Source organism: Trichocoleus sp. FACHB-40, from assembly GCF_014695915.1.
In the GTDB taxonomy this organism is placed as follows: Bacteria; Cyanobacteriota; Cyanobacteriia; order Cyanobacteriales; family FACHB-T130; genus Funiculus; species Funiculus sociatus.
The window spans coordinates 51,253-73,859 of the sequence record NZ_JACJPF010000110.1; the positions used below are offsets into that span (position 1 = coordinate 51,253).

Genomic DNA, 22,607 nt, shown 5'->3' on the forward strand with positions numbered 1-22,607 from the left:
GTTACTTGTTAGGCGTTTTTACAAAATTGAGATGCACTCCATCAGTATTAATTTGCTGCGCCGAGATTGAGAGACAGCGATGAATCAAATGAGTAACTATCCAGACTTTTCCCAGCTAGGTTATCAAGTCATCAGAGAATTGGGGCGCAACCGGGAAGCAGGACGTATTACCTATCAAGCTACCGCCCTCAACTCGGATCAACAGGTAGTAATCAAAGAGTTTCGTTTTGCAGATGCAGCTGGTGACTGGTCGAGTTTTAAAGCTTATCAGCGCGAGATTGAAGTGCTGCAACAGATGCAGCATTCCCGCATTCCTCAATACCTAAATTCCTTTGAAACTTCAGTGGGTTTTTGCCTGGTGCAGGAATATAAAAACGCGCCATCTTTAGCAGAAAGATGCAGCTTTAATCCTGAAGAAATTAAGCAAATTGCTCTCTCCGTATTAGAAATTTTGGCTTACCTGCAAAGGCGAACCCCGCCAATTATTCATCGAGATATCAAACCTGAAAATATCTTGGTTGACCAGCAATTAAATGCTTACCTAGTTGATTTTGGTTTGGCGAGAATTCGGGGTGGGGAAGTGGCAATGAGCAGTGTGGCAGCAGGAACTCCCGGTTTTATGCCGCCGGAAGAACAGTTTGGTCGTCCTCTCACAAAGGCATCAGACCTCTATAGTTTAGGTGTAACGCTAATCTGCTTACTTACTGGCACCCGTTCGGTTGCTATTGGTAACTTAATTGATGATGACTATCGTTTTGATTTTAAGAAATTGGTTCCTCAGCTAAGTTCAAGCTTTGTGGAATGGCTAACAAAAATGGTGGAACCAAACCTGAATAATCGCTTCGATGATGCTATTGTTGCGATGACCGCACTTAAGCCTATTGATGTTGTCGGCAGTAGCATAAAAAGTAGAAAAAAAGCCGCTGTATTGGGGTTAGCCAGCATCGGTATTATCGCCGGTTTGGGGGTTATGATGATTTACCCAGCTTTGACAACTCCCCGGCAGGAAACTTTGGTTAAGCGGTTATTGGAAACTAAAGAATGTGAAAAGTGCGATCTCCACGGTGTCAATTTGAAGGGTGCAAACCTGGGGAATGCTAACTTGCGAGATGCCAACTTACAAGGTGCCAACTTAGAGTTTGCCAACCTGGGAAATGCTAACTTACAGGAAGCGTATTTGGATAATGCCAAACTGGGAAGTGCCAACTTGGGAAGTGCCAACCTGGAGTTTGCCAAATTAGGAAGTGCTGACTTGGGAAGTGCCAATTTGGGTAGTGCGAACCTGCGTGGTGCGTTCTTGGCGAGTGGACACTTGCAGGGTGCCAACCTAGAGTTTGCTAACCTGCGGGGAGTCAACTTGGGAAGTGCCAACTTGGGAAGTGCCAACTTGGGTAGTGCTAACTTGAAAGATGCTTACCTAGAGGGTACTAACCTGGAGGGTGCTAACTTGAAGGGTGCCAAGTTAGATACCAAGCTACGGAATGCAAATTTCAAGGGTGCAATTATGCCTGATGGCACTAAACATAGATAAAATTTTTGCAGATGTAAAGGCGATAGCTTCTCCTTGCCAAGTAATTTTAAAAGCGATCGCTTAAAATAAAAGCATCATAAAGAAGCTATAAAATATGACCGTTAGTAAAAGCGATATCTACGTTTCCCCAGAAGATTATTTGGAAGGTGAGAAGATAAGTCCAATCAGACATGAGTATAGGCAAGGGGAAATTTATGCAATGGCAGGTGCAAGCGATGCACATGAGACAATTTGTATAAATTTGGTAAATCGGCTAACAAGCCATGTTCGAGGTAGAGGCTGCTGTATTTATGCAGGGAACATGAAAGCCCGCATTGAACAAGCCAATATTTTTTATTATCCCGATGTGATGGTAACTTGTGATGAGCGGGATAGGAATCCTGATGATTTCAAGCGATACCCTTGCTTAATTGTTGAAGTGCTGTCTCCAACAACACAAGCTTTTGATAGAAGTGATAAATTTGCCGACTATCGAACGTTGGAAACGCTCCAAGAATATGTGTTAATAAATCAAGAAAAGGTAAGTGTAGATTGTTTTCGTCGCAATTCGGAAGGGCGTTGGGTTCTCTATCCCTACGGCAAAGACGAAGAAGTTGAATTGGCTAGTGTTAATTTTAGCTGTCTCATTGCCGCGCTGTATGAGGATGTCTTAGAACTTAGTTGATGGCTTACTACTGACTTTCAGTTACCCATCATTTCAGGAATCGGATAAGTCATCAAAGTTTTGCAAAAGACAGCGTTAAGATCGTTAAGCACTGTTTCCCCCTGCCCTCATGTCTGACCGTGTAAATCTTTCAGATGCTCTACCAACCCATTCCCCAAATGGGCATCATCCCAAGGGCGTAAATCAGGAAAACCAAAATAAAATTCGCATTCGCGGCGCTAGGCAGCACAATCTGAAAAATATTGATTTGGAATTGCCGCGCGATCGCTTGATTGTCTTTACTGGTGTCTCCGGGAGTGGTAAGTCTTCCCTTGCCTTTGATACCATCTTTGCGGAAGGGCAGCGGCGTTACGTTGAGTCTCTAAGTGCCTATGCACGGCAATTTTTAGGGCAGTTAGATAAACCCGATGTAGATGCGATTGAAGGCTTAAGTCCGGCAATTTCCATTGACCAAAAATCGACTTCTCACAACCCACGTTCCACAGTTGGCACGGTGACGGAGATTTACGACTACCTGCGACTGTTGTTTGGACGCGCTGGCGAACCGCATTGTCCGATATGCGATCGCTCAATTGCACCGCAGACGATTGATGAGATATGCGATCGCATCATGGAACTGCCCGACGGCACCCGCTTCCAAATTCTAGCGCCCGTGGTGCGCGGTAAGAAAGGCACTCATCAAAAATTGCTCTCCAGTCTAGTTTCTGAAGGATTTGCTCGCGTCCGCGTCGATGGCGAGGTTTTTCAACTTTCCGATTCTATTGAACTTGATAAAAATTATACTCATACCATTGAGATTGTCATTGACAGGTTGATTAAAAAACCTGGTATTCAGGAGCGTTTAGTCGATTCTCTGGCAACCTGTCTGCGTCATGCCAGTGGAATTGCGGTTATCGACCTTCTAAATGATACATCGGTACCTAAACAATCCGAGCAAACAAATACTTCTTATGCTGAAAATACCCCAAAAAGCGAAAATGTGCAAGATACTTCTACAAATGGGGAGAATTCCTATCAGCAACCAAGCAACGAAATAGTATTCTCAGAAAACTTTGCATGTCCAGAACATGGTGCGGTGATGGATGAACTTTCCCCGCGATTGTTCTCATTTAACTCGCCTTACGGTGCTTGTCCTAAGTGTCACGGTTTGGGTAACTTGCGGACATTTTCACCAGAATTATTAGTACCAGATCCTAATTCGCCAGTGTATGCAGCTATTGCACCTTGGTCAGAAAAAGATAACTCTTACTATCTTTCGCTACTGTACAGCGTTGGACAAGCTTATGGTTTTGAAATCCAAGCACCCTGGAACAAGTTAAATTCAGAACAGCAACACATCATTTTGTACGGTTCTGATAAATCTATCAAGATAGAAGACCGTAACGAATATAGACGATACGCTGGAGTAATTCCGATGCTTCAGAGACAGTATGACGAAACCAATTCGGAACTGGTTAAACAAAAGCTGGAGCCATATTTAGTAGATCAGCTTTGCGAAGTATGTCAAGGAAAGCGATTGAAACCAGAAGCGCTTTCTGTGCGATTGGGACAATATAGAGTTACCGATTTAACGAGTGTTGATATTGGGCAATGTCGGGAACGAGTTGATAATTTAAAGTTAAGCGATCGCCAAACCCAAATCGCCGATTTAGTTTTAAAAGAAATCAGAGCTAGATTGCAATTTCTCCTTGATGTTGGTTTAGATTACCTCACCCTCGACCGTCCGGCGATGACACTTTCTGGGGGAGAAGCACAACGAATTCGTCTCGCTACTCAGATTGGTTCTGGACTCACGGGGGTACTCTACGTTTTGGATGAACCAAGTATCGGACTGCATCAAAGAGATAATGGAAGATTGCTGCAAACTTTGACCAAACTACGCGACTTGGGTAATACATTAATTGTGGTAGAGCATGATGAAGAAACTATACGTGCTGCTGACCATCTTGTTGATATTGGCCCCGGTGCAGGCGTTCATGGCGGAAGAGTTATTGCCCAAGGCGATTTGGAGACATTATTAACAGCAGAAGAGTCTCTGACTGGTGCATATTTATCAGGAAGACAGGTAATTGAAACGCCAGCACAGAGGAGAAATGGAAACGGGCGATCGCTTGTTCTCAAAAATGCCTACCGTAACAACTTAAGGAATATAGATGTCGAAATTCCTTTGGGTAAACTTGTCTGTGTCACTGGCGTTTCTGGTTCCGGAAAATCAACCGTAGTTAACGAATTACTTTACCCAGCATTACAACACCAACTCACCCGCAAAGTTCCTTTCCCGAAACAGCTAGATACTATCAAAGGACTCAACTCGATTGATAAAGCGATTGTCATCGATCAATCTCCCATCGGACGAACTCCCCGTTCTAATTCTGCTACATATACGGGTGTTTTTGATGCGATTCGCGATGTCTTTGCCCAAACAATTGAAGCGAAAGCGAGAGGCTACAAACCAGGGCAGTTTTCTTTCAATGTTAAGGGTGGACGTTGCGAAGCTTGTGGCGGACAGGGCGTGAACGTAATTGAGATGAACTTCCTGCCGGATGTCTATGTACAATGCGAAGTTTGCAAAGGCGATCGCTACAATCGGGAAACTCTACAAGTAAAGTATAAAGGCAAGTCTATTTCCGATGTTCTCAACATGACAGTAGAAGAAAGCCTGGAGTTTTTTAAAAACATCCCTAAAGCAGCAACGCGATTGCAAACTTTGCTTGATGTCGGACTAGGTTACGTTCGCTTAGGACAACCCGCACCCACATTATCCGGCGGTGAAGCGCAGCGGGTGAAGTTAGCATCAGAACTTTCTCGTCGCGCTACAGGAAAGACGCTGTATTTAATAGATGAACCGACGACAGGTTTATCTTTTTATGATGTTCACAAGTTGCTAGATGTGTTGCAACGTTTAGTAGACAAAGGGAATTCAATTTTGGTGATTGAACACAACTTAGATGTAATTCGTTGCGCTGACTGGGTAATTGACTTGGGGCCAGAAGGTGGTAATAAAGGTGGAGAATTAATTGCCGTAGGTACCCCAGAGAAAGTAGCAGAGAATCCAAGGTCTTATACGGGACAATATATCAAGCAGGTGTTACAGCAGCATCCAGCAAAATGACAGTTTTTAACAAAAATAACCGGTTTTGAGAAAGCTATAGCGATTCCCACTTCGGTGCAATACAAATTTACCTTTCCCCAACCCGCCCTCTTGTAGAGGGGGGGCTAATACCTCCTATAGAAGTATTGAAATGTAAGTTATCTCCAAAATTAGCGATCGCATTCCCTACACCCCCTAGCTCTGAATAAACTCACAGTTTACTAGATAAACTAATTCCAGAACGTCAAGAGAAAGGGGTACGCGAGTAACATTAATTTATAAACGTCATTTTTGCATTGTCTCTCTGGTTGCGATCGCTACTGCACTACCTGCCAGCTTAAATTATGCCGCCCGCCTGTCTAATATTATTTTTTAATTAAAAAATATAATTTAACCGAAAATTGCTTTATATCATTGTAGTTAATCTCAGTAGTTACACCCACGCGATAACGACTAACTGAGAAAAATGGCGGTGACAGCCTTTTTTCAGTTGCATTAAGCAATTTTTTGGAGAATAAAACAATGGAAACACTTGCATACATCCATTTGTCTGTAGCCCATGAAGAAGTCACCCTCAATCCGGACGCATACGAGGTGACATTATTCAAAGGATTAAACTTGAAACCGCCAAGCTCAGCTTGGATTGGTTTATTATCTGCCATTATGGCGCTCTCAATTGTCAGCTTAGCCAATAGTGCTATGGCAGCCTATGTGAGAACCAATGGCAGTTCCCTGAGAGTCCGTTCCAGCCCTAATGGTGCGGTTGTCGGTAGCTTGCGAAATGGAACCGATATCTCCCTAAGCGGTCGCTATTCAGGAGGCTGGGCGCAGCTTTCTAATGGCAACTGGGTATCTGCCGCCTGGGTAGGGGGTAGCACCGGCGGTGGTACTACTGGTGGTGGTTCTCCATCAGGTCTGTTGCGATTTGGTATCAGTGGCCCCGGCGTGGTTAGCGTCCAGAATCGTCTGAGAGATTTAGGTTACTTTAGTGGAACCAGCACGGGATACTATGGTTCTGTAACAACCTCTTCAGTAAAAAGATTTCAGGCAGCAAACGGATTACGAGTAGACGGCGTTGTTGGGCCACAAACTCGTGCGGCTTTGTATTAAGAAAGAGTCTAGGAAGTTGACAGCGTCCTAGCTAAGCGAAGGTGTCACGAGAAGTGATGGACTTCTATCACTTCTTGCAAAGCACAACAGCGATTGATCTGTAACTAACCTCCAGTATCGTCTTTAATTTTAGGGTGTCTACGGCGGTTTGGTAACGAAATACTATCTTGCCCAATCGCAGATCGGAGTATTTTTAAGAGTAAAGTTATAGCGATCGCTCTTTTCGTGCTTTGCACCTTATTGCGCCTCATCCGCACAATATTGAGGTATTTTCAGCTTTTAGACAGCTTCCTATCGCTATCCAGGGAATCTCTCACTTAACCACTAAAGAAAGACCGTGCAGATTTCCGGCTTTCCTTAGTTAAAAGAGATTCCTCTTACTTAGTGCTACTATCACAAAATGATTCAACCGAAAAATCAAGAGCAGGATTGGCATCGGTTGGTCTACAATCAGAATTAGGTGCGATTTCTTCTTGTATATCCATTGTTCTCAACACCTCCAGCACTTGTGCCTTACTCATTCCAGAACGGATTTCTGGTCGATAAAGCATTTTGATAAGAGCTTTGTCAATCTCAGCATACTCTGTTGAGTCAGTCCAACCTTGATAGAAGATACTATCTGCGTATCTGTCAGAATCCCTCATTAGCCCTAAAGATTGGGTGAGTTCTTCGCGGATCAGATGAGAGCGTTCTTTCTGGGTAATTCCAACCGTAGAAATCAAAACTCTCGACTTATAAATAGCATCATTATTCCACCCAACCCAGCAAAAACCATAATTTAACGCCTTATAATTTGGCTCGTATTTCGCAAATTGTGAGACAGGAACAAAATAGATTTCTAGGTTGGGATTATTGGCATCGTATGACAAGTTAATATTACCTGAGGTAAGAATATTGATTTCGTCAATTACTGCTTGCAAACTTGTGAGGTCTTCAGGAGTTGGCGAACCAATAACTTTAATCCTTATATCCCTATCCCATTTTTTGATTGTGGAACTTGAGCCTTCGTACTCAGTTCCCATAGCCACTTCCAGAAAATAATTAATTGCCAGAGGTGTGTATTTTCCGTTGATGGAGGTACGATTAACTGCCTTTTCACTCGTCCGGGTATCGAACTGCTTATTATTCCCATAGTTGGGTGGCTGATAAGCCAAAAGCATCAAACAGCTTACAATTAAACTACAAAGAGTTCGCTTGGTTACTGGCATATAAAATTTCAGCATGGTCAGAAGACGGCGGGTTAAATTGACGTTCTCCAATCAGAATAATGTTCCCTGGAATTGCTGCTTCTTAGTTGTTTAGTGTATTTTAACGCCGAGAAGTTAACTTTTAAGTGGGAATTGGGTACTAGGAAAGAGATATTTTTATCTCTTATTGCGAATATAGTTAATAGTTGTTATTCTAATGTGAGGTGTATATTAAGTAGGTGTGCTGCGCTACGAGAAGCCGGAATTACCTCTAAACGGCGTGTAGTTAATCAGCAATTCGCTAGGAAGCGATCGCTACACCTCGGCTTCAGCTAGATACAGCTTACTATTGGTGCGTCTCAAACCTCTTCTCTACAGTAGAGGTTTTCGATTTCATTTTCCGCTACAGCTGTACAAAAAAAATCCCCCAGCGGAGAAAATTCCCACAAACCTTAAAGGCGATCGCTTGCGTGACTGGCGTCACATTGCTATAGTATCCCTCCTCACCCATTCATGAGGTGGCTGTCATACGCTATCGCTGTTTTCCATCACAAAGTCTTGTTGAGAAACAGTCTACATTTAGAATAAAGAATCTTCGACAGCACCATGCAATCCCAGAGCGTTTTACCTCAACTCACAACCAAGCACTCAAGAGTTATGACGACTCCGAAAATCCGGGATGTTTTACCAAATTCTTATCAGCCTAAGCCATTGCCTAAATCAAACAAGTCGGGCAAAAATATTCTTCCTGAGCAAGAAATTATCTGCCGTTTTTTTCTCAGCATTGTTAAAAAATGGTCGCCAGACTTAGTTTTATATGAGTTCAACCAGTTATTTGTTGATCCGGCTAAGGCTGTTGCTTCTGAGCCTAGACAAGCCCTACAAAAAATAATATTTGTTAATGCTGAAAAAGAATTTAGAAATATTTTAAAACGTTGTTGTTATATTTTAATTAATAATTGGATTGCCGCTAGGCAATCCAAATCAGCACAAGATTTAGTTCAACTGTTTTCTAATTTATCGCCTAGCAATAGCTTCTCGTCCCCAACTCGAAGAACCCTCAATACGTGGCTGTTGAATTTTGTCAATAGCCCAGATTACCAAGAACTCAAGCTATTTGTTTTTAAATATGAAGTTGTACAGAAAGACCATTGGAAATACCGTTATGCTTCTTATTTACTAGCACCTGAGTATGTAAATTCTAAAAACACCCTAGAACAGCGTCAAGCAGCTAAAGGACTAGCAAAGCAGCTAAAAGAACAATTCAAATTTGAACTGGCGATGTATACAGCTCGTTCTCAGCCTGTTACAGTTAATGATACAAGAACTCAAAACCCTACTGCTCTTGGTGATGACGCACTGCGCTTAGTGAAGAAAGTTTTGGCAAAACGCGGCTGGTTCAACCATGCAAGTCTAGCTAATATTTTTCTCAAACAAACTCAACAGCTTAAGTACAAGTATTTTAAGCAAAGCCTACTTAAATATTTATTTTATTCTACAGATAACCAAGGTTTAGTAGAGACTCTACAAACAAAAGTAAGTAAAGCCCTAGAATCTTTCTATGAAGAATACTCAGAAAAAGAGTTAGATAGCTCTCTGCTACTCAAAACTTGTAATCGAGTTATTGAATGTTTAACGGTTAAGAGAAACGGGGAACCTTCTTCGCTGTTTATTTCCTTAGCTTCTCAAGGAAAATCCGTAACCTTAGCAATGCTTCTCCTCAAAATAATTCTAATTTCTCCCTATAGCCGTACTCATTTAGAAGTTTGTCTTGCGAAAATTATTCAGTATTATGAATGTTATCCGCAAGAAGAATGTTTTTGGGTAATAAATTTTTTGGAAGTGTCAAAAGTTACATTAGCAATTCATACGGAAAATGTTCAATACAATTTGGTGAATATGGAAGACGATGATTTAACCGAGCCTTGTAATGTAGACGAGAATGCTTATCGTGTTTTTTCTCACAAATGTGAACGCTAAAAAAGGGAAGAAGCAAAAATTGAAAAGGGGTTATTAGGGCGTAGCGCCAAATACGCAAGTCAATTTATTTTTTGCCTTTTTGCTTATTTGCGGATGAACTGCTTCAGAATTTCGCTCGGTTTACGATCCCAAGTATCGATGTGATTATATATTAAACCATCTTTATTAAGCTTGTAAGTAGAATAGCCATTAAAGAATATGTGAGCTTTCCAGGGAACTCGCAGGACACCTCGAACAGTCCAATTTGCCAAAATCGTATCCTGAGCTGTTTGAGATATATCATACAAATCAAAATAAATTTGAGTAAAAAATAGCCTGGCGTGAAATCGCAAAGTCCAAAAGATAATGTGATAGTTAAATTTTCCTTTAAATTTGTTGACAGGATCTTGAAAGTAAATATCTTTCGTATAAATTTCGTAGGATATATCTTTTTCAAAAAGTGTCGGTAAATCCTTCTTTAAGGTTTCTATCGCCCGATTGACTTGCCATTGATATTCCATGCGTTAACATGATCCTCTAAGTGATTTTATTTTGGTGCGTAGCGCTTGTGCATTCTATCTGTAGGGTATGTTACGGGTGTCACCCTAACGCACCTGCCTCTGGATGAACTCGCCCCAAAAGTCTAGTTCATCAACATTAATTTTAAACTTTATCTGTGATAATTATTAAAGGTTGATAAAGTAAAACTTACAAAAACTTCATAGCAAGAGAACATCCAAGCCCTACCGATCTACAAACATCTTGTTTCAGGGCTTGCTTAAAGCATTTTGTGATAAAAGTACCGGATTTATGTGATTTAGATCCCTAGGGATACTATCCGATTTGAGGTAAAACTAAATACCGCAGGACTAAATGTAGCTAACCTGGCAAAGGAAAAACTAAATATATATGGCAAATCTGAGCCGGATAGGGATATTTGAAGCGAAAGCTAGTGCTAAAGAAGATGTCACCAACATCCAATCTGGAGAAACATCAAGAGTGAAAGCACCAATACCTAGCAATGAAGCAGCAAGGCTTCAAGCTCTCTGCCAGTATGAAGTTCTTGATACTCGTCCAGAAGGGGCTTTCGACGAGCTGACCTATTTGGCCGCACATATCTGCGAAACTCCGGTTGCACTGGTGAGCCTAGTTGATGCGAATCGTCAATGGTTCAAGTCAAAAGTAGGCGTGGAGGTATCAGAAACACCGCGAGATATTGCGTTTTGCGCCCATGCCATTATGCAATCCGATCTGTTTATCGTCCCAGACGCTTCAACCGACAATCGGTTTGCAGCTAACCCTTTAGTGACGTCCGACCCGAACATTCGATTTTATGTGGGTGCGCCCTTAATAACGCCCGCAGGTTATGCACTGGGAACGCTCTGTGTAATTGACTTTGTACCGCGTCAACTGAGTTTGGAGCAACAAGAGGCTCTCTTAGCGCTTAGTCGTCAAGTAGTCGCGCAACTCGAACTGCGACGTAATTACGCAAACCTGCTAGAAGCGACACTAGAACGCCAGCACACAGAAGCAGCGCTTCGTAAAGCCCACGATGAGCTAGAAATCCGGGTTCAGGAACGAACCGCCGAACTGGAAAAAGCGAATCAAAAATTGCAAGCTGAAATTAAAGAGCGCGAACTGGCACAAGAGGCGCGGCGGATGTCAGAAGAAAGGTTTTTTAAAGCCTTTCGTTCCAGTCCGGATGCGATCGCTATCACCACCCTAGCAGAAGGACGCATTATTGAAGTCAATGATGGTTTTCTACACCACACTGGCTATAGCCGCGAAGAAATTATCGGTATTACTTCATTTGAGCTAAACCTTTGGGCAAATGCAGAGGATCGTACTCAGGTGATGCAGACTTTACAGCATCAAGGGACAGTTCGCAACCAGGAATTTAACTTTATTATTAAGTCAGGCGAAGTCCGTGTAGGGCTGGTATCAGCAGAAATTATTGACTTTGATAATGAATTGTGCGTCATCAGCGTTATTAGAGATATCACTGAGCGCAATCGAGCTGAGGAAGCATTGAGAGTACAACAAGAGTTTCTTCGCTATGTAATTGACGGAACTTCAAATCTAATTTTTGTCAAAGACTGCGATGGAAAATTTATCTTAGCTAATAAAGCACTAGCAAATATTTATGGTACAACAGTCGAAAATCTGCTTGGCGAAACCGATGCAGATTTCAATTCGAATTCAGCGCAAATAGATCAGTTTCTTTGCGATGACAGAGAGGTGATAGGAGCATCTTACGAAAAAACTATTCCAGAAGAAATCATTATAGATTCCACAGGTAAAGTACATTGGTTTCAGACAATTAAGAAATTGCTTGTATCGCCAGATGGAAAAACTAGACAAATTCTCGGTGTTTCTACAGATATTACCGATCGCAAACTTGCAGAAGAGCAATTAATACACGATGCCTTTTACGATAAGCTGACAGGCTTACCAAACCGTGCCTTGTTCATGGATCGACTAAAACACGCGAATGAGTTGAAAAAACGGCGTAACGATTACTTGTTTGCCGTTCTTTTTTTGGATCTAGATCGCTTTAAAGTCGTCAACGACAGCCTGGGACACATGAGCGGAGATCAACTGTTAGTAGAAATCGCTCGTAAGCTGGAAACGTGTGTGCGCCATGTAGATACAGTTGCTCGTTTGGGGGGTGACGAGTTCGCAATTCTCCTAGACGATATTACAAATATCAGCGATGCCACCCGCGTTGCCAACCAAATTCAAAATAAACTGGCTTTACCTTTCAATCTGGACGGGCAGAGAGTGTTTACCAGCGCCAGTATTGGTATCGCGTTGGGTACAACAGATTACGAAGAGCCAGAACACCTGTTACGCGATGCTGATATTGCCATGTATCGCGCTAAGGCATTGGGTAGAGAGCGTCATGAAGTTTTTAACATAGCGATGCACACCCGCGCCGTGGCACTTTTGCACTTAGAAACTGACCTGAGACAGGCTGTTAATCGCCAAGAGTTTCGGCTTCACTATCAGCCAATTGTTTCGCTCTCCACAGGTCAAATTACCGGGTTTGAGGCGCTAGTGCGCTGGCAGCATCCAGAGCGGGGTTTGGTTTCTCCAGGGGAATTTATTCCGGTGGCGGAGGAAACAGGGCTAATTGTTCCTATCGGTTGGTGGGTATTACAGGAAGCTTGCCGTCAGATGCGCCAATGGCAAGGAAAATTCTTGGGCAACTCACCCTTAACTATTAGCGTGAATCTTTCTAGCAAACAGTTTACACAACCCAATCTAGCTCTAGCAGTCCATCAGATTTTACAAGACACTGGTTTAGATGCTGGAAGTTTGAGGTTGGAAATCACTGAAAGCGCCGTGATGGAAAATGCTGAATCTGCAATTTCCACGCTCTTGCAGCTGAAAAAATTAGGGGTACAGTTATATATTGATGACTTTGGCACGGGTTATTCATCTTTAAGTTATCTGCACCGATTTCCAATTGATACTTTAAAAATTGACCGTTCCTTTGTCAGTAGGATGAGCGGCGATAGTGAAAATTCGGAAATTGTCCGCACCATTGTGACGCTGGCGCATAACTTGGGTCTAGATGTGATTGCAGAAGGGGTAGAAACATCTGAGCAACTTGCCCAGCTCAGAGCGCTCAAATGCGAGTATGGTCAGGGATATTTTTTCTCCCGGCCCCTGGATGTTAAGGCGATAGAAGTATTGATGGCGCGAGAGTGTCAGTGGTGATGGGTGGTAGGAGAGTAGGAGAGTGGGAGAATTTCCAATTTAGGGAAATAAGAAATTTAATATTTTATTGGCATTAACTTAAGAAAAATACATAAAATAAGTATAAATACATATTCAGCCGACAAAGGTTGGAATTAGCCATGAAAAACGTACAGTACCCTTTCGTACTTCAGAGACTGGCTACTATTTTGGCTGTAGTTATTTTGTCTTTAACCGTGATTGCAGCCATCACCGGAATTCTTCTGTCTTTCTACTACGAACCTACGGCGGGTGGAGCCTATAACTCCTTAAACGCAATTAAAGCCGAAATTCCCAATGGCTGGTTAGTTCAGCGTATCCATGACATTGCTGGTAATGGATTAATTGGTGTTTCTCTGATAGAAATTGTTGTGATGTTTTTGGGAGAGAAATTTCGCCCTAGTTGGCTAACAGCTTGGATCAGCGGAATTTTATTGACTTTAGTTGCGATCGCTCTCGGATGGACTGCTATGCTCCTCGACTGGACGCAGCTGGGATACTGGCGTTTCCAAATCGAGTTAGGCACAATAGAAACCATTCCCCTCATCGGTTCCCTACTCCGACAAATTCTTACAGGCGGTGGCGCAATCAACACTGTAACAGTCGCACACCTTTACACTTTGCACAGTTATGTTCTCTCCATCGGAGCGCTAATTCTTGCCATTATTCATCTAGCAGGATTACTGCTACAGGAAAAAGAAGAGAAACAGACGTTGATGAAATCAGATGCTCAGCTATCTTTGCCTGAGTAACGAATATCTTAGTGTTTGTACCAGGACAAATTGCGGCAGAGTTTCAATAATCTCGTTACCAGGCTCAACCTGGTAACGAGAGGAAATCCACAATTGTATGAGGTAATATCAATGTCAGTGCTAGAAGGTTCTTGGAAGCACGAATACATCACGAGTAACGGCATCAGGCTGCACTATGTCACGCAGGGAGAAGGGCCTTTGATGCTGATGCTGCACGGATTTCCTGAGTTTTGGTACTCATGGCGGCATCTAATACCCGAATTTGCCAAAGATTTTAAAGTCGTGGCTCTCGACTTGCGCGGCTACAATGAAAGCGACAAACCAAAAGAGCAATCAGCTTATGTAATGGCTGAATTTATCGAAGATGTGAAAGGGGTAATTCAAGGGTTAGGATACGATAAATGCGTTTTGGTTGGACATGATTGGGGAGGCGCGATCGCTTGGAATTTTGCCTACGCTTACCCGGAAATGTTAGATAAGTTGATAGTGCTAAATATACCTCATCCTGCCAAGTTTGCCGAAGGTTTCCGCACTCCTCAACAGTTGCTACGTAGCTCTTACATCTTCTTCTTTCAAATACCAGGACTACCAGAATTACTCTTGCAAGCGGGAGACTACCAAGCAATTGAATCTGCTTTCAAGGGTATGGCAGTTAACAAAAACGCTTTCACTAATGAGGATATTGAGGCTTATAAAGATGCTGCCTCCAAACGCGGTGCATTAACAGCAACGCTGAACTATTACCGCAATGTAACTCAACAGAGAATTCTAAGTTTGGATTGGAGCGTTCTCCAAGTTCCCACGCTGATGATTTGGGGAGAGAAAGATACAGCACTGGGTAAAGAACTAACCTATGGAACTGAGGAGTACGTCAAGGACTTTACGATCAAGTACATCCCAACTTCTAGCCATTGGGTGCAGCAAGAGCAGCCACAGTTGGTAATTCAATATATGCGAGAGTTTTTGACAGCTAGAAATTAGCAAATATAAACTCTCACTCCCAATACAGTTCGGTTAACAGTAGCCGTCACCTTAAAGGGTGCGGCTACAAAAAGACCTGTTATAGGCAGGCTTTTTCTGTGGAGGTTTAGTAGTTAATAATGTATTTTTAAAGCTATTCCGCCTCTGGCAATTCACCAAAGCGATCGCGATAACGCTCCACCAGCTCCTCTGGAGTAGGAAACCGATTTCCCCTTTGATCAAACCAGTACAACCACTCTCTTTGAAATCCTAGATGATAGCCAATACCTCGTCCAATTCCTAAACCGATTTCTGGCATCCAAAACGGCTCTCCAATTTGACCTTGATAAACTCCATCAATTAAGCGATAAACTTCAAAAGGTTCCTGGCGATCGCGTCGCCAAAAATCCGGGTTATAAATAAGGTAATACAACACTCCTAACCGGGCGTAAATAGTCATTTTATCGTTGTACTCGCCTCCGGGGGTTTGAGAAACGACTTCCAGAACAAATCTGGGGACAACCCCGTTTTCTTCCCACGTTACGTAACTTTTACGTAAATTATTCCCCTTGACCCGTTCGACTCCTAAGCTGAGAAAAGCATCAGGAACAATGGGAACTCTAGGATTTAAACCTGTGGTATGGTAAACGCCCATATTGACACCAAAAAACCAATCAAAGCGATTAGCCCAGATAAAACCTAGAATTAAACTCAAGAAATTGGGGACGAGAGTTTGTAGTTCATTATCCACAGGAAGACCATCAGAATCAGGTAGTTCATCACTTGAGGGTAAGCCCAGTTTTGGGTCAAATTGTACCATAGAGATTTACTTTTAAAATATGTTTTTATAGTAGCTTGTTTGCACAGTAGACAACACACGTTTTAGCACTGTCAAATGCAAATTGACATTTTCTAATTTAGCAAATTTGCATTTACTAAGTATTATTTAATTTTGCTTAGACATCTACTGAAAGGAGTATTTTAGATCAGATAATTTGATTATATGTAGCACGACTTTCGGCAACGAAAGTTAACCATTTCGGAGTAGTCCATGCCTGTACCGATTTCCCTAGTTATTACTACCTACAACCGCGAGCGCTATCTCGGCGCGGCTATTGACAGTATTCTGACGCAGACTAGGCATGACTTTGAGCTAATTGTTTGGGATGACGGTTCCACAGATAAATCTGTGGAAATTGCCAATGAGTATGCTAAACGCGATCGCCGTGTGCGGGTAATAGCGGCAGAACATCAAGGCAGAATACCGTCATTGCAAAATGCGATCGCGCACGCCAAGGGAACCTACATCGGGTTTGTAGACAGCGACGACTTGCTGGCACCCACAGCACTCCTTGAAACAGCAGCGGTACTAGAGGCAAACCCAGAAGTAGGTTTAGTCTACACAGACTACCTGGATATTAACCAACGCGGCAAGATTCTCAGCTACGGGAAACGGTGCCAAATTCCCTACTCCAAAGAGCGGCTATTGCTCGATTTTATGACCTTTCACTTTCGCCTGATGCGGCGGGATGTCTTGGAGCAAGTGGGAGGTTTTGATGAGTCAATGGCATACGTAGAAGACTACGATTTATGCCTGAAACTCTCAGAAATTACCGAAGTGCGGCACGTCAAAAAGCCGCTGTATTACTATCGGTGCCATCTAGGGAGCGATTCTCAGCGATATACCAAACAGCAGGCGAAAAATTCAGCACGAGCGATCGCTAACGCAATCCAGCGCCGCGGAATGAGCGATCGCTTGGCGATACAATTGCAAATTCTAAATCATTTTCCCTTTCAATCAATAGTTAAACTAATTCCCAAGAATAAGTCACTTATAGATTTTTTCCCAATACCGCCACAAGTTGAAACCTCCGGCTACGCAAACGAAGCCAGCCTCCGCAAGCTCAAACTAATTCAAGCGGCGGAAGCAGCCTTTGTTCGTGTAGCCGCACCCTTCAGGGTGACAGCTAAAAAAGTGGGAGTACCTCTTCTATCTCTCGCTTTTTGCCTTTTTCCAACGTTCGTCAAAGCACAAATCACCCCAGGAAACGACACCAACACCAACGCCACCACCACAGGTAATCAAATTGATATTCGCGGCGGCAAACTTTCAGCAGACAAAGCAAATTTATTCCACAGTTTCAGCGAATTTGGACTCGACTCAAACCAAATAGCTAATTTCTTATCTAAACCATCAATTCAAAATATCCTCGGTCGCGTCAATGGTGGCAATCCCTCGATTATTAATGGTTTGCTTCAAGTTACAGGCGGCAACTCTAATTTATTTCTGATGAATCCCGCTGGCATCGTTTTTGGCAACAATGCCAGCTTAAATATTCCTGCTTCCTTCACCGCCACCACCGCTACAAGCATCGGTTTTGGTAATAATAACTCGTTTAATGCTTATGGGTTAAATAACTACGCCAATTTGACAGGAATACCCAACACCTTTGCCTTTAGCACACAACAGCCAGGGAGCATTGTCAACACTGGGAACTTAGCTGTAGGAACTGGATATAATCTCAATCTATTGGGTGGAACAGTCTTAAATACAGGAACTCTGACGGCACCAGGAGGAAATATTAGCATTGCTGCTGTACCTGGTGAAAGTTTGGTTCGCATCTCTCACGCGGGAAATGTACTAAGTTTAGAAGTCAGTCCGTTGGTAGGACAAACCTCTGGACTGTCAGATGTCCCCGGTCAGTCTCCACAATCTTTGCCGCAATTACTAACGGGTGGAAACGTAGTTAATGCTACTGGATTAATTGTCAATAGCGATCGCATTCAGATAACTGGTTCTGGGATTAGCGTACCAGTAGAATCGGGGAATGCGATCGCATCCGGTAAACTAGACGCATCTAACACGCAACCAGGAGCCACAGGCGGTGCAGTAGCTGTACTAGGAAATAAAGTTGCTTTAGTCGGAGCCAACGTTAACGTCTCCGGCGATGCGGGTGGCGGTAGAGTATTAATTGGCGGTGATTATTTGGGAAAAGGCAGTGTTCCCAATGCTGCTTATACCTATGTTGGCGAAGATGCAAAAATTAATGCTGATGCTATTACTAATGGCAATGGCGGTAGAGTAATAGTTTGGGCAAATGAAGCCACCCGTACTCATGGAAATATTACCGCTCGTGGTGGCTCAGAAGGCGGTAACGGTGGCTTTATCGAAACTTCCGGCAAAAATTACCTGGAAGTTACTAAACCTGCTGATGCTAGCGCTCCTAAAGGTCTTCCCGGTACCTGGTTGTTAGATCCTCGTGATGTAATTATCCAGGTATCTACTGGCGGCGGTGCGTTTAGTGGCGGGGATGGTGGAATTCCTAATATTTTCACTCCTACTGATGATGATGCAACCGTTGACGTGGCGACGATTAATTCGTCCCTTAGTTACGGAACTGATGTCATCATCACGACGGGAAACACAGGCACTCAAGCGGGTGACATTACTTTAATATCAGGAGCCATTATTTCCGTGGATTTTTTTTTGGGCACTCCTCCCAACATTCCTCCCACTCTTACTTTGGCAGCAGCCAATGACATTATCCTGAATGGCTCAATTTCTGTTAGAGCTACTCCTGGAGTGAATGTAATACTTCAAGGTGCAGGTGGTACGGGAAGCCGAGCTAATAACATCACAATTACTGAGCCGATTATCCTTGACGGTGGCAGTTTTCTGAGCAGTAGCGTCAACTTCAGTCAGGTTGGCACCATTATTACTAATGGCGGAGGTATTGATATCAACGCTATTAACAGTATTAATGTCGGCACTCTCAATACCAACTCTAATAATATTAGTCGTGGAAATATGAACCTTACGATTGCCCCGGCAAGTACATCGAAAATTATTATTAACGGCGATCTCGATACTGGTACTAACTCGCTTACAGGGGGCGATATCAATATTAATGGCAACACGGTACTTAGGAACAACGCTACATTTACCACTGGTGGTGGTTATACGGGCGGTGACATTAACATCACAGGGACGCTGGATGGAAATGGTGCAGGCGGTCAAAATCTGACACTGGAGGCATCCCGCGGTAGTATCACTTTTGGGAACGCCGTTGGCGACACCACACCGATAGGCAGCTTAATTGTCAATAGTAATGGTGTCACTCTTAATGGCAATGTCAAAACAGCCCCAGGCAGCACTATTAATTTCAACAGTGGACTGACGTTGAATAGCGGCAACGATATAGCACTGATAGCTGATGAGATTGACTTCAGCGGGGCCGGGACAGTTGTTGAGACTACCAACACAGGCACCCTAATCCTCGCACCCGCGACAGCTAACCGAAATATTCAGGTTGGTGGAGCATACAATTTACCAGGTTCTCTGACCGTGACCGCCAGCGATCTTGACGTATTCCGCTTTACTAGACCGCTCGTCATCGGAAGCACTAATAGCAATAGCACTATCACAATTGATCCAGCGGGTGCCATTTTCATCACACCGGTAACGATTCAAACACAAGGAGCGATCGCAGTCAATGGCACAATTAGTCCCTTCAACGGCTTAGTCAACCTGATTGCACCGACTACAACCCTAAACGCAGACATCAACGGAGATAGCAGCATTTCTATTGATGGCAACGTGTTACTTGGTAGCAATGTCGCACTCAGTTCCAGAGGAGACGGATCTACACCTACACCCATCAGCATCACCGGAAGGGTGGATGGCACGGGTGCAGGCGGACAAAGCTTAACTTTGTCGGCAGGCACTTCTCCCATCACATTCGGTGGTGCTATTGGCGACACCACCCCGATAGGCAACTTCACTATTGTGGATGCCTTCCCCACCAACCTAAACGGCAACATTACCACAACGAGTGGTAGCACCATCAGTTTCAACAGTAATATAACCTTAAATTCAGATGTAGCGCTGACAGCAGATGAGATTGATTTCCGACCACTTCCAGCAATCAGCGGCACGGGTAACTTAACGCTAAAACCAGCAACCGCTAGCAGAAACATTGAGATTGGCGGAGCATACAATAACTCCACTGCTTTGAGCTTGACAGCAGGCGATATTGTCGCATTGAGTAGCTTTAGGAATGCTCTCACTATCGGAGGAGCAACAAGTAGCGGCAAAATAACACTTGCTGATGACACAAGCTTCTTGTCTCAAGTTACCTTGCAAGCAGGCTCAATTGATACCGCAGGTTTTGAAATTCTAGGGTCAGGCAGAGCGATCGCACTGCTGGCAAATCAAGATATTATCACAGGTAATATTACTAATCCGGCAGGGAATATTACTCTAACTAGCAGCAACGGTACGATTGATACCACCGCAGGCAGAATAGACTCTAAATATAGTTCTGGTTCTGGCTATGGTTATGGTTATAGTTCTGGGAATGGGGGCGCGATCGCATTCACCGCCCAAGGCAACATATTAGCAGGTGATATCATATCTAATTCCATCAATGGTAGTGGCGGCAATATCAGCCTCACCAGTCAGACAGCAGCCGTAGAAAGTCGAGATTTAACCGCCACAGGCACCACAAATGGCGGAGACATCACCATCTCTGCCATCACTCAGATCACCGCAGGACAAATCAACTCCAGTGCCAGCACCGGAAATGGTGGTAATGTCATCCTCGATCCTGAAAATGACATCTCTGTTAGTTTTATTAACGCCCAAGGCGGATCTAGAGGCACAGGCGGCATTGTTGACATTACCACAGGTAGATTTTTCCGCACCACTGACACCTTCACAGACACCAATGGTCAACAAGCAAGCATTTCCAACGCCGGAGGTGCGGGAGGTAATGCCATTACCATTCGTCATGGAGGCAACAACATTACTCCATTTATTGTGGGAGATGCTGGGACTAATGGAACTCGCGGCGTAATTACAACTGGTTCCGACAATAGCATTATCCCTACCCAATCTTTCTTAGATAGCTACTCCCAAGGCACTGCACCGAGTGAGATAAAAATAATTACCGCTTCACCACCACCATCCCCACCACCATCCCCACAGCCATCCCCACAGCCATCCCCACAGCCAGCACAACCAGACCCAAATCCTATACTACAGCCAGATCCACAACCCTCAACAGCACCAAATTCAGTGCCTGATGAGGCAACACCGCCAGAGGAAAATGAATCTCCACAACTTTCCCTATTTACTACCATTCCTCCAGCGGAAGTTGACACCTTCTTTGTTGACTTAGAGGAGTCATCCACGCGCTCATTTGAGCAATATATTGGTGAAAGTGCTGGTACTCCTATAAAAACTCTAACTGAAGCTCGCGATATTCTTCTCTCAATTGAGAAAGCAACCGGGATTAAACCTGCCCTAATCTATATCAATTTTGTTCCCGCCACGGCGACACCGAAAGCAGCCGCAGACAAGGCTATTTCGCTACCAATATCGCCACAATCCAATGTTATATGGCAGTTTAATGCCCAAGGACTAGCACTCAATCAGGTGTCCCAGCAACAGGTTGCTACCCCTCCAGCTAATCGTCCCGCCCAAAACAACGACCAACTGGAACTTGTAGTCGTTACTGCCAAGGGATCGGCGATTCGGAAACGGGTAGAAGGGGCAACACGCGAACAAGTCATGAAAGTGGCTAAAACATTTCGCGGCGAAATAACCAATGTCAGAAATGCCCGTGGCTACCAGGCACCATCCCAGCAACTTTATCAGTGGATGGTGGCACCCCTGGAAGCCGAATTACAAGCTAGAGGGATGCAGAATCTAGTATTTATGATGGATGCGGGTTTGCGAAGTTTACCGATGGCTGCCCTCCATGATGGTGAAAAATTCTTGATAGAAAAGTACAGCATCGGCACCATGCCCAGTCTCAGTCTCACTGATACCCGTTACGTAGATATCAAAAACACCCAAGTTCTAGCAATGGGTATGTCAAAATTTGCTGAACTCAATCCTTTACCAGGTGTGCCTGTAGAATTGTCCATTATCACCCAGAAACTATGGAAGGGGAAATCTTTCCTCAATGAGAAATTCACCCTGGATAATCTCAAAGCACAGCGTCGCCTAGTGCCATATGGAATCGTTCACCTGGCAACTCATGGAGAATTTAAGTCTGGATCAGTGGAAAACTCTTACATCCAGTTATGGGACACCAAACTGCGACTAAACCAGCTGCGTCAACTCGGATGGAACGATCCGCCCGTAGAATTGTTGGTATTGAGTGCCTGTCGCACGGCACTCGGAGATGAACAGGCAGAGTTAGGGTTTGCTGGCTTAGCTGTGCTGGCAGGGGCAAAGTCAGCTGTTGCCAGTTTATGGTCTGTGTCAGATGAGGGAACCCAAGGATTGATGGCGGATTTCTATGCACAATTGAAAAAAGCCCCAATCAAAGCTGAGGCATTGCGACTGGCGCAAGTGGCCATGCTTAAGGGGCAAGTGCGTCTGGAAGCAGGTCAACTATTCTTACCCACAGGCAACTTACCTCTGCCGCCAGAACTCGCTGACTTGGGAAACAAAGAACTCACGCATCCCTACTACTGGGCAGCTTTCACGATGATTGGCAACCCGTGGTAAAAAGCCACTCATGTAAAAGGCTCTCATACAAAAAAAGAAAAAATCAGTAGCGCAGGTATCTTGCCTGCAACAGTAAGGAAATTTAGGAAAAGT

The 22,607-nt window shown here is 43.8% G+C and carries 12 protein-coding genes; 9 read left to right on the top strand and 3 right to left on the bottom strand.

Annotated elements, in window-relative coordinates; all coding sequences use genetic code 11:
• Positions 1-79 precede the first annotated feature (79 nt).
• The 4 genes from H6F63_RS26840 to H6F63_RS26855 all read left to right on the top strand — a co-directional run bounded on the left by H6F63_RS26840 (position 80) and on the right by H6F63_RS26855 (position 6,396).
• A complete protein-coding gene (locus H6F63_RS26840; RefSeq protein WP_190640355.1) occupies positions 80-1,531 on the top strand; it encodes a serine/threonine-protein kinase in 1,452 nt (483 codons plus the stop codon).
• Positions 1,532-1,625: 94 nt separating this feature from the next.
• On the top strand, positions 1,626-2,195 hold the full coding sequence (locus H6F63_RS26845; RefSeq protein WP_190640356.1) for a Uma2 family endonuclease: 570 nt from the start codon (positions 1,626-1,628) through the stop codon (positions 2,193-2,195).
• A 109-nt stretch (positions 2,196-2,304) separates the two neighbouring features.
• Complete coding sequence (gene uvrA, locus H6F63_RS26850) at positions 2,305-5,307, top strand: excinuclease ABC subunit UvrA (RefSeq protein WP_190640357.1); 3,003 nt, start codon at positions 2,305-2,307, stop codon at positions 5,305-5,307.
• A gap of 501 nt (positions 5,308-5,808) precedes the next feature.
• Positions 5,809-6,396: a peptidoglycan-binding protein gene (locus tag H6F63_RS26855; RefSeq protein ID WP_190640358.1), complete on the top strand. Its 588-nt coding sequence runs from the start codon at positions 5,809-5,811 to the stop codon at positions 6,394-6,396.
• 377 nt (positions 6,397-6,773) lie between these two features.
• Here the strand turns inward: H6F63_RS26855 and H6F63_RS26860 are convergent, their stop codons facing one another.
• Positions 6,774-7,655, bottom strand: a complete 882-nt coding sequence (locus tag H6F63_RS26860) for a DUF2927 domain-containing protein (protein WP_199298306.1) — start codon at positions 7,653-7,655, stop codon at positions 6,774-6,776.
• 585 nt (positions 7,656-8,240) lie between these two features.
• Here H6F63_RS26860 and H6F63_RS26865 point away from each other — a divergent pair.
• Positions 8,241-9,563, top strand: a complete 1,323-nt coding sequence (locus H6F63_RS26865; protein ID WP_190640359.1) for a hypothetical protein — start codon at positions 8,241-8,243, stop codon at positions 9,561-9,563.
• Positions 9,564-9,646: 83 nt separating this feature from the next.
• Here H6F63_RS26865 and H6F63_RS26870 read toward each other — a convergent pair whose 3' ends face one another.
• Positions 9,647-10,063, bottom strand: a complete 417-nt coding sequence (locus H6F63_RS26870) for a DUF2358 domain-containing protein (RefSeq protein ID WP_190640360.1) — start codon at positions 10,061-10,063, stop codon at positions 9,647-9,649.
• Positions 10,064-10,451: 388 nt separating this feature from the next.
• Between H6F63_RS26870 and H6F63_RS26875 the strand changes: the two genes are divergently transcribed.
• From H6F63_RS26875 to H6F63_RS26885, 3 genes are all read left to right on the top strand, one after another.
• Positions 10,452-13,265, top strand: a complete 2,814-nt coding sequence (locus tag H6F63_RS26875) for an EAL domain-containing protein (RefSeq protein ID WP_190640361.1) — start codon at positions 10,452-10,454, stop codon at positions 13,263-13,265.
• A gap of 140 nt (positions 13,266-13,405) precedes the next feature.
• Complete coding sequence (locus H6F63_RS26880) at positions 13,406-14,035, top strand: cytochrome b N-terminal domain-containing protein (RefSeq protein ID WP_190640362.1); 630 nt, start codon at positions 13,406-13,408, stop codon at positions 14,033-14,035.
• A gap of 111 nt (positions 14,036-14,146) precedes the next feature.
• Positions 14,147-15,016, top strand: a complete 870-nt coding sequence (locus H6F63_RS26885) for an alpha/beta hydrolase (RefSeq protein ID WP_190640363.1) — start codon at positions 14,147-14,149, stop codon at positions 15,014-15,016.
• 133 nt (positions 15,017-15,149) lie between these two features.
• On the opposite strand, the gene H6F63_RS26890 is transcribed toward H6F63_RS26885, so the two are convergent.
• Complete coding sequence (locus tag H6F63_RS26890; RefSeq protein WP_190640364.1) at positions 15,150-15,815, bottom strand: Uma2 family endonuclease; 666 nt, start codon at positions 15,813-15,815, stop codon at positions 15,150-15,152.
• Positions 15,816-16,046: 231 nt separating this feature from the next.
• Between H6F63_RS26890 and H6F63_RS29570 the strand changes: the two genes are divergently transcribed.
• A complete protein-coding gene (locus H6F63_RS29570; RefSeq protein ID WP_199298307.1) occupies positions 16,047-22,514 on the top strand; it encodes a CHAT domain-containing protein in 6,468 nt (2,155 codons plus the stop codon).
• The last annotated feature ends 93 nt before the right edge of the window (positions 22,515-22,607 follow it).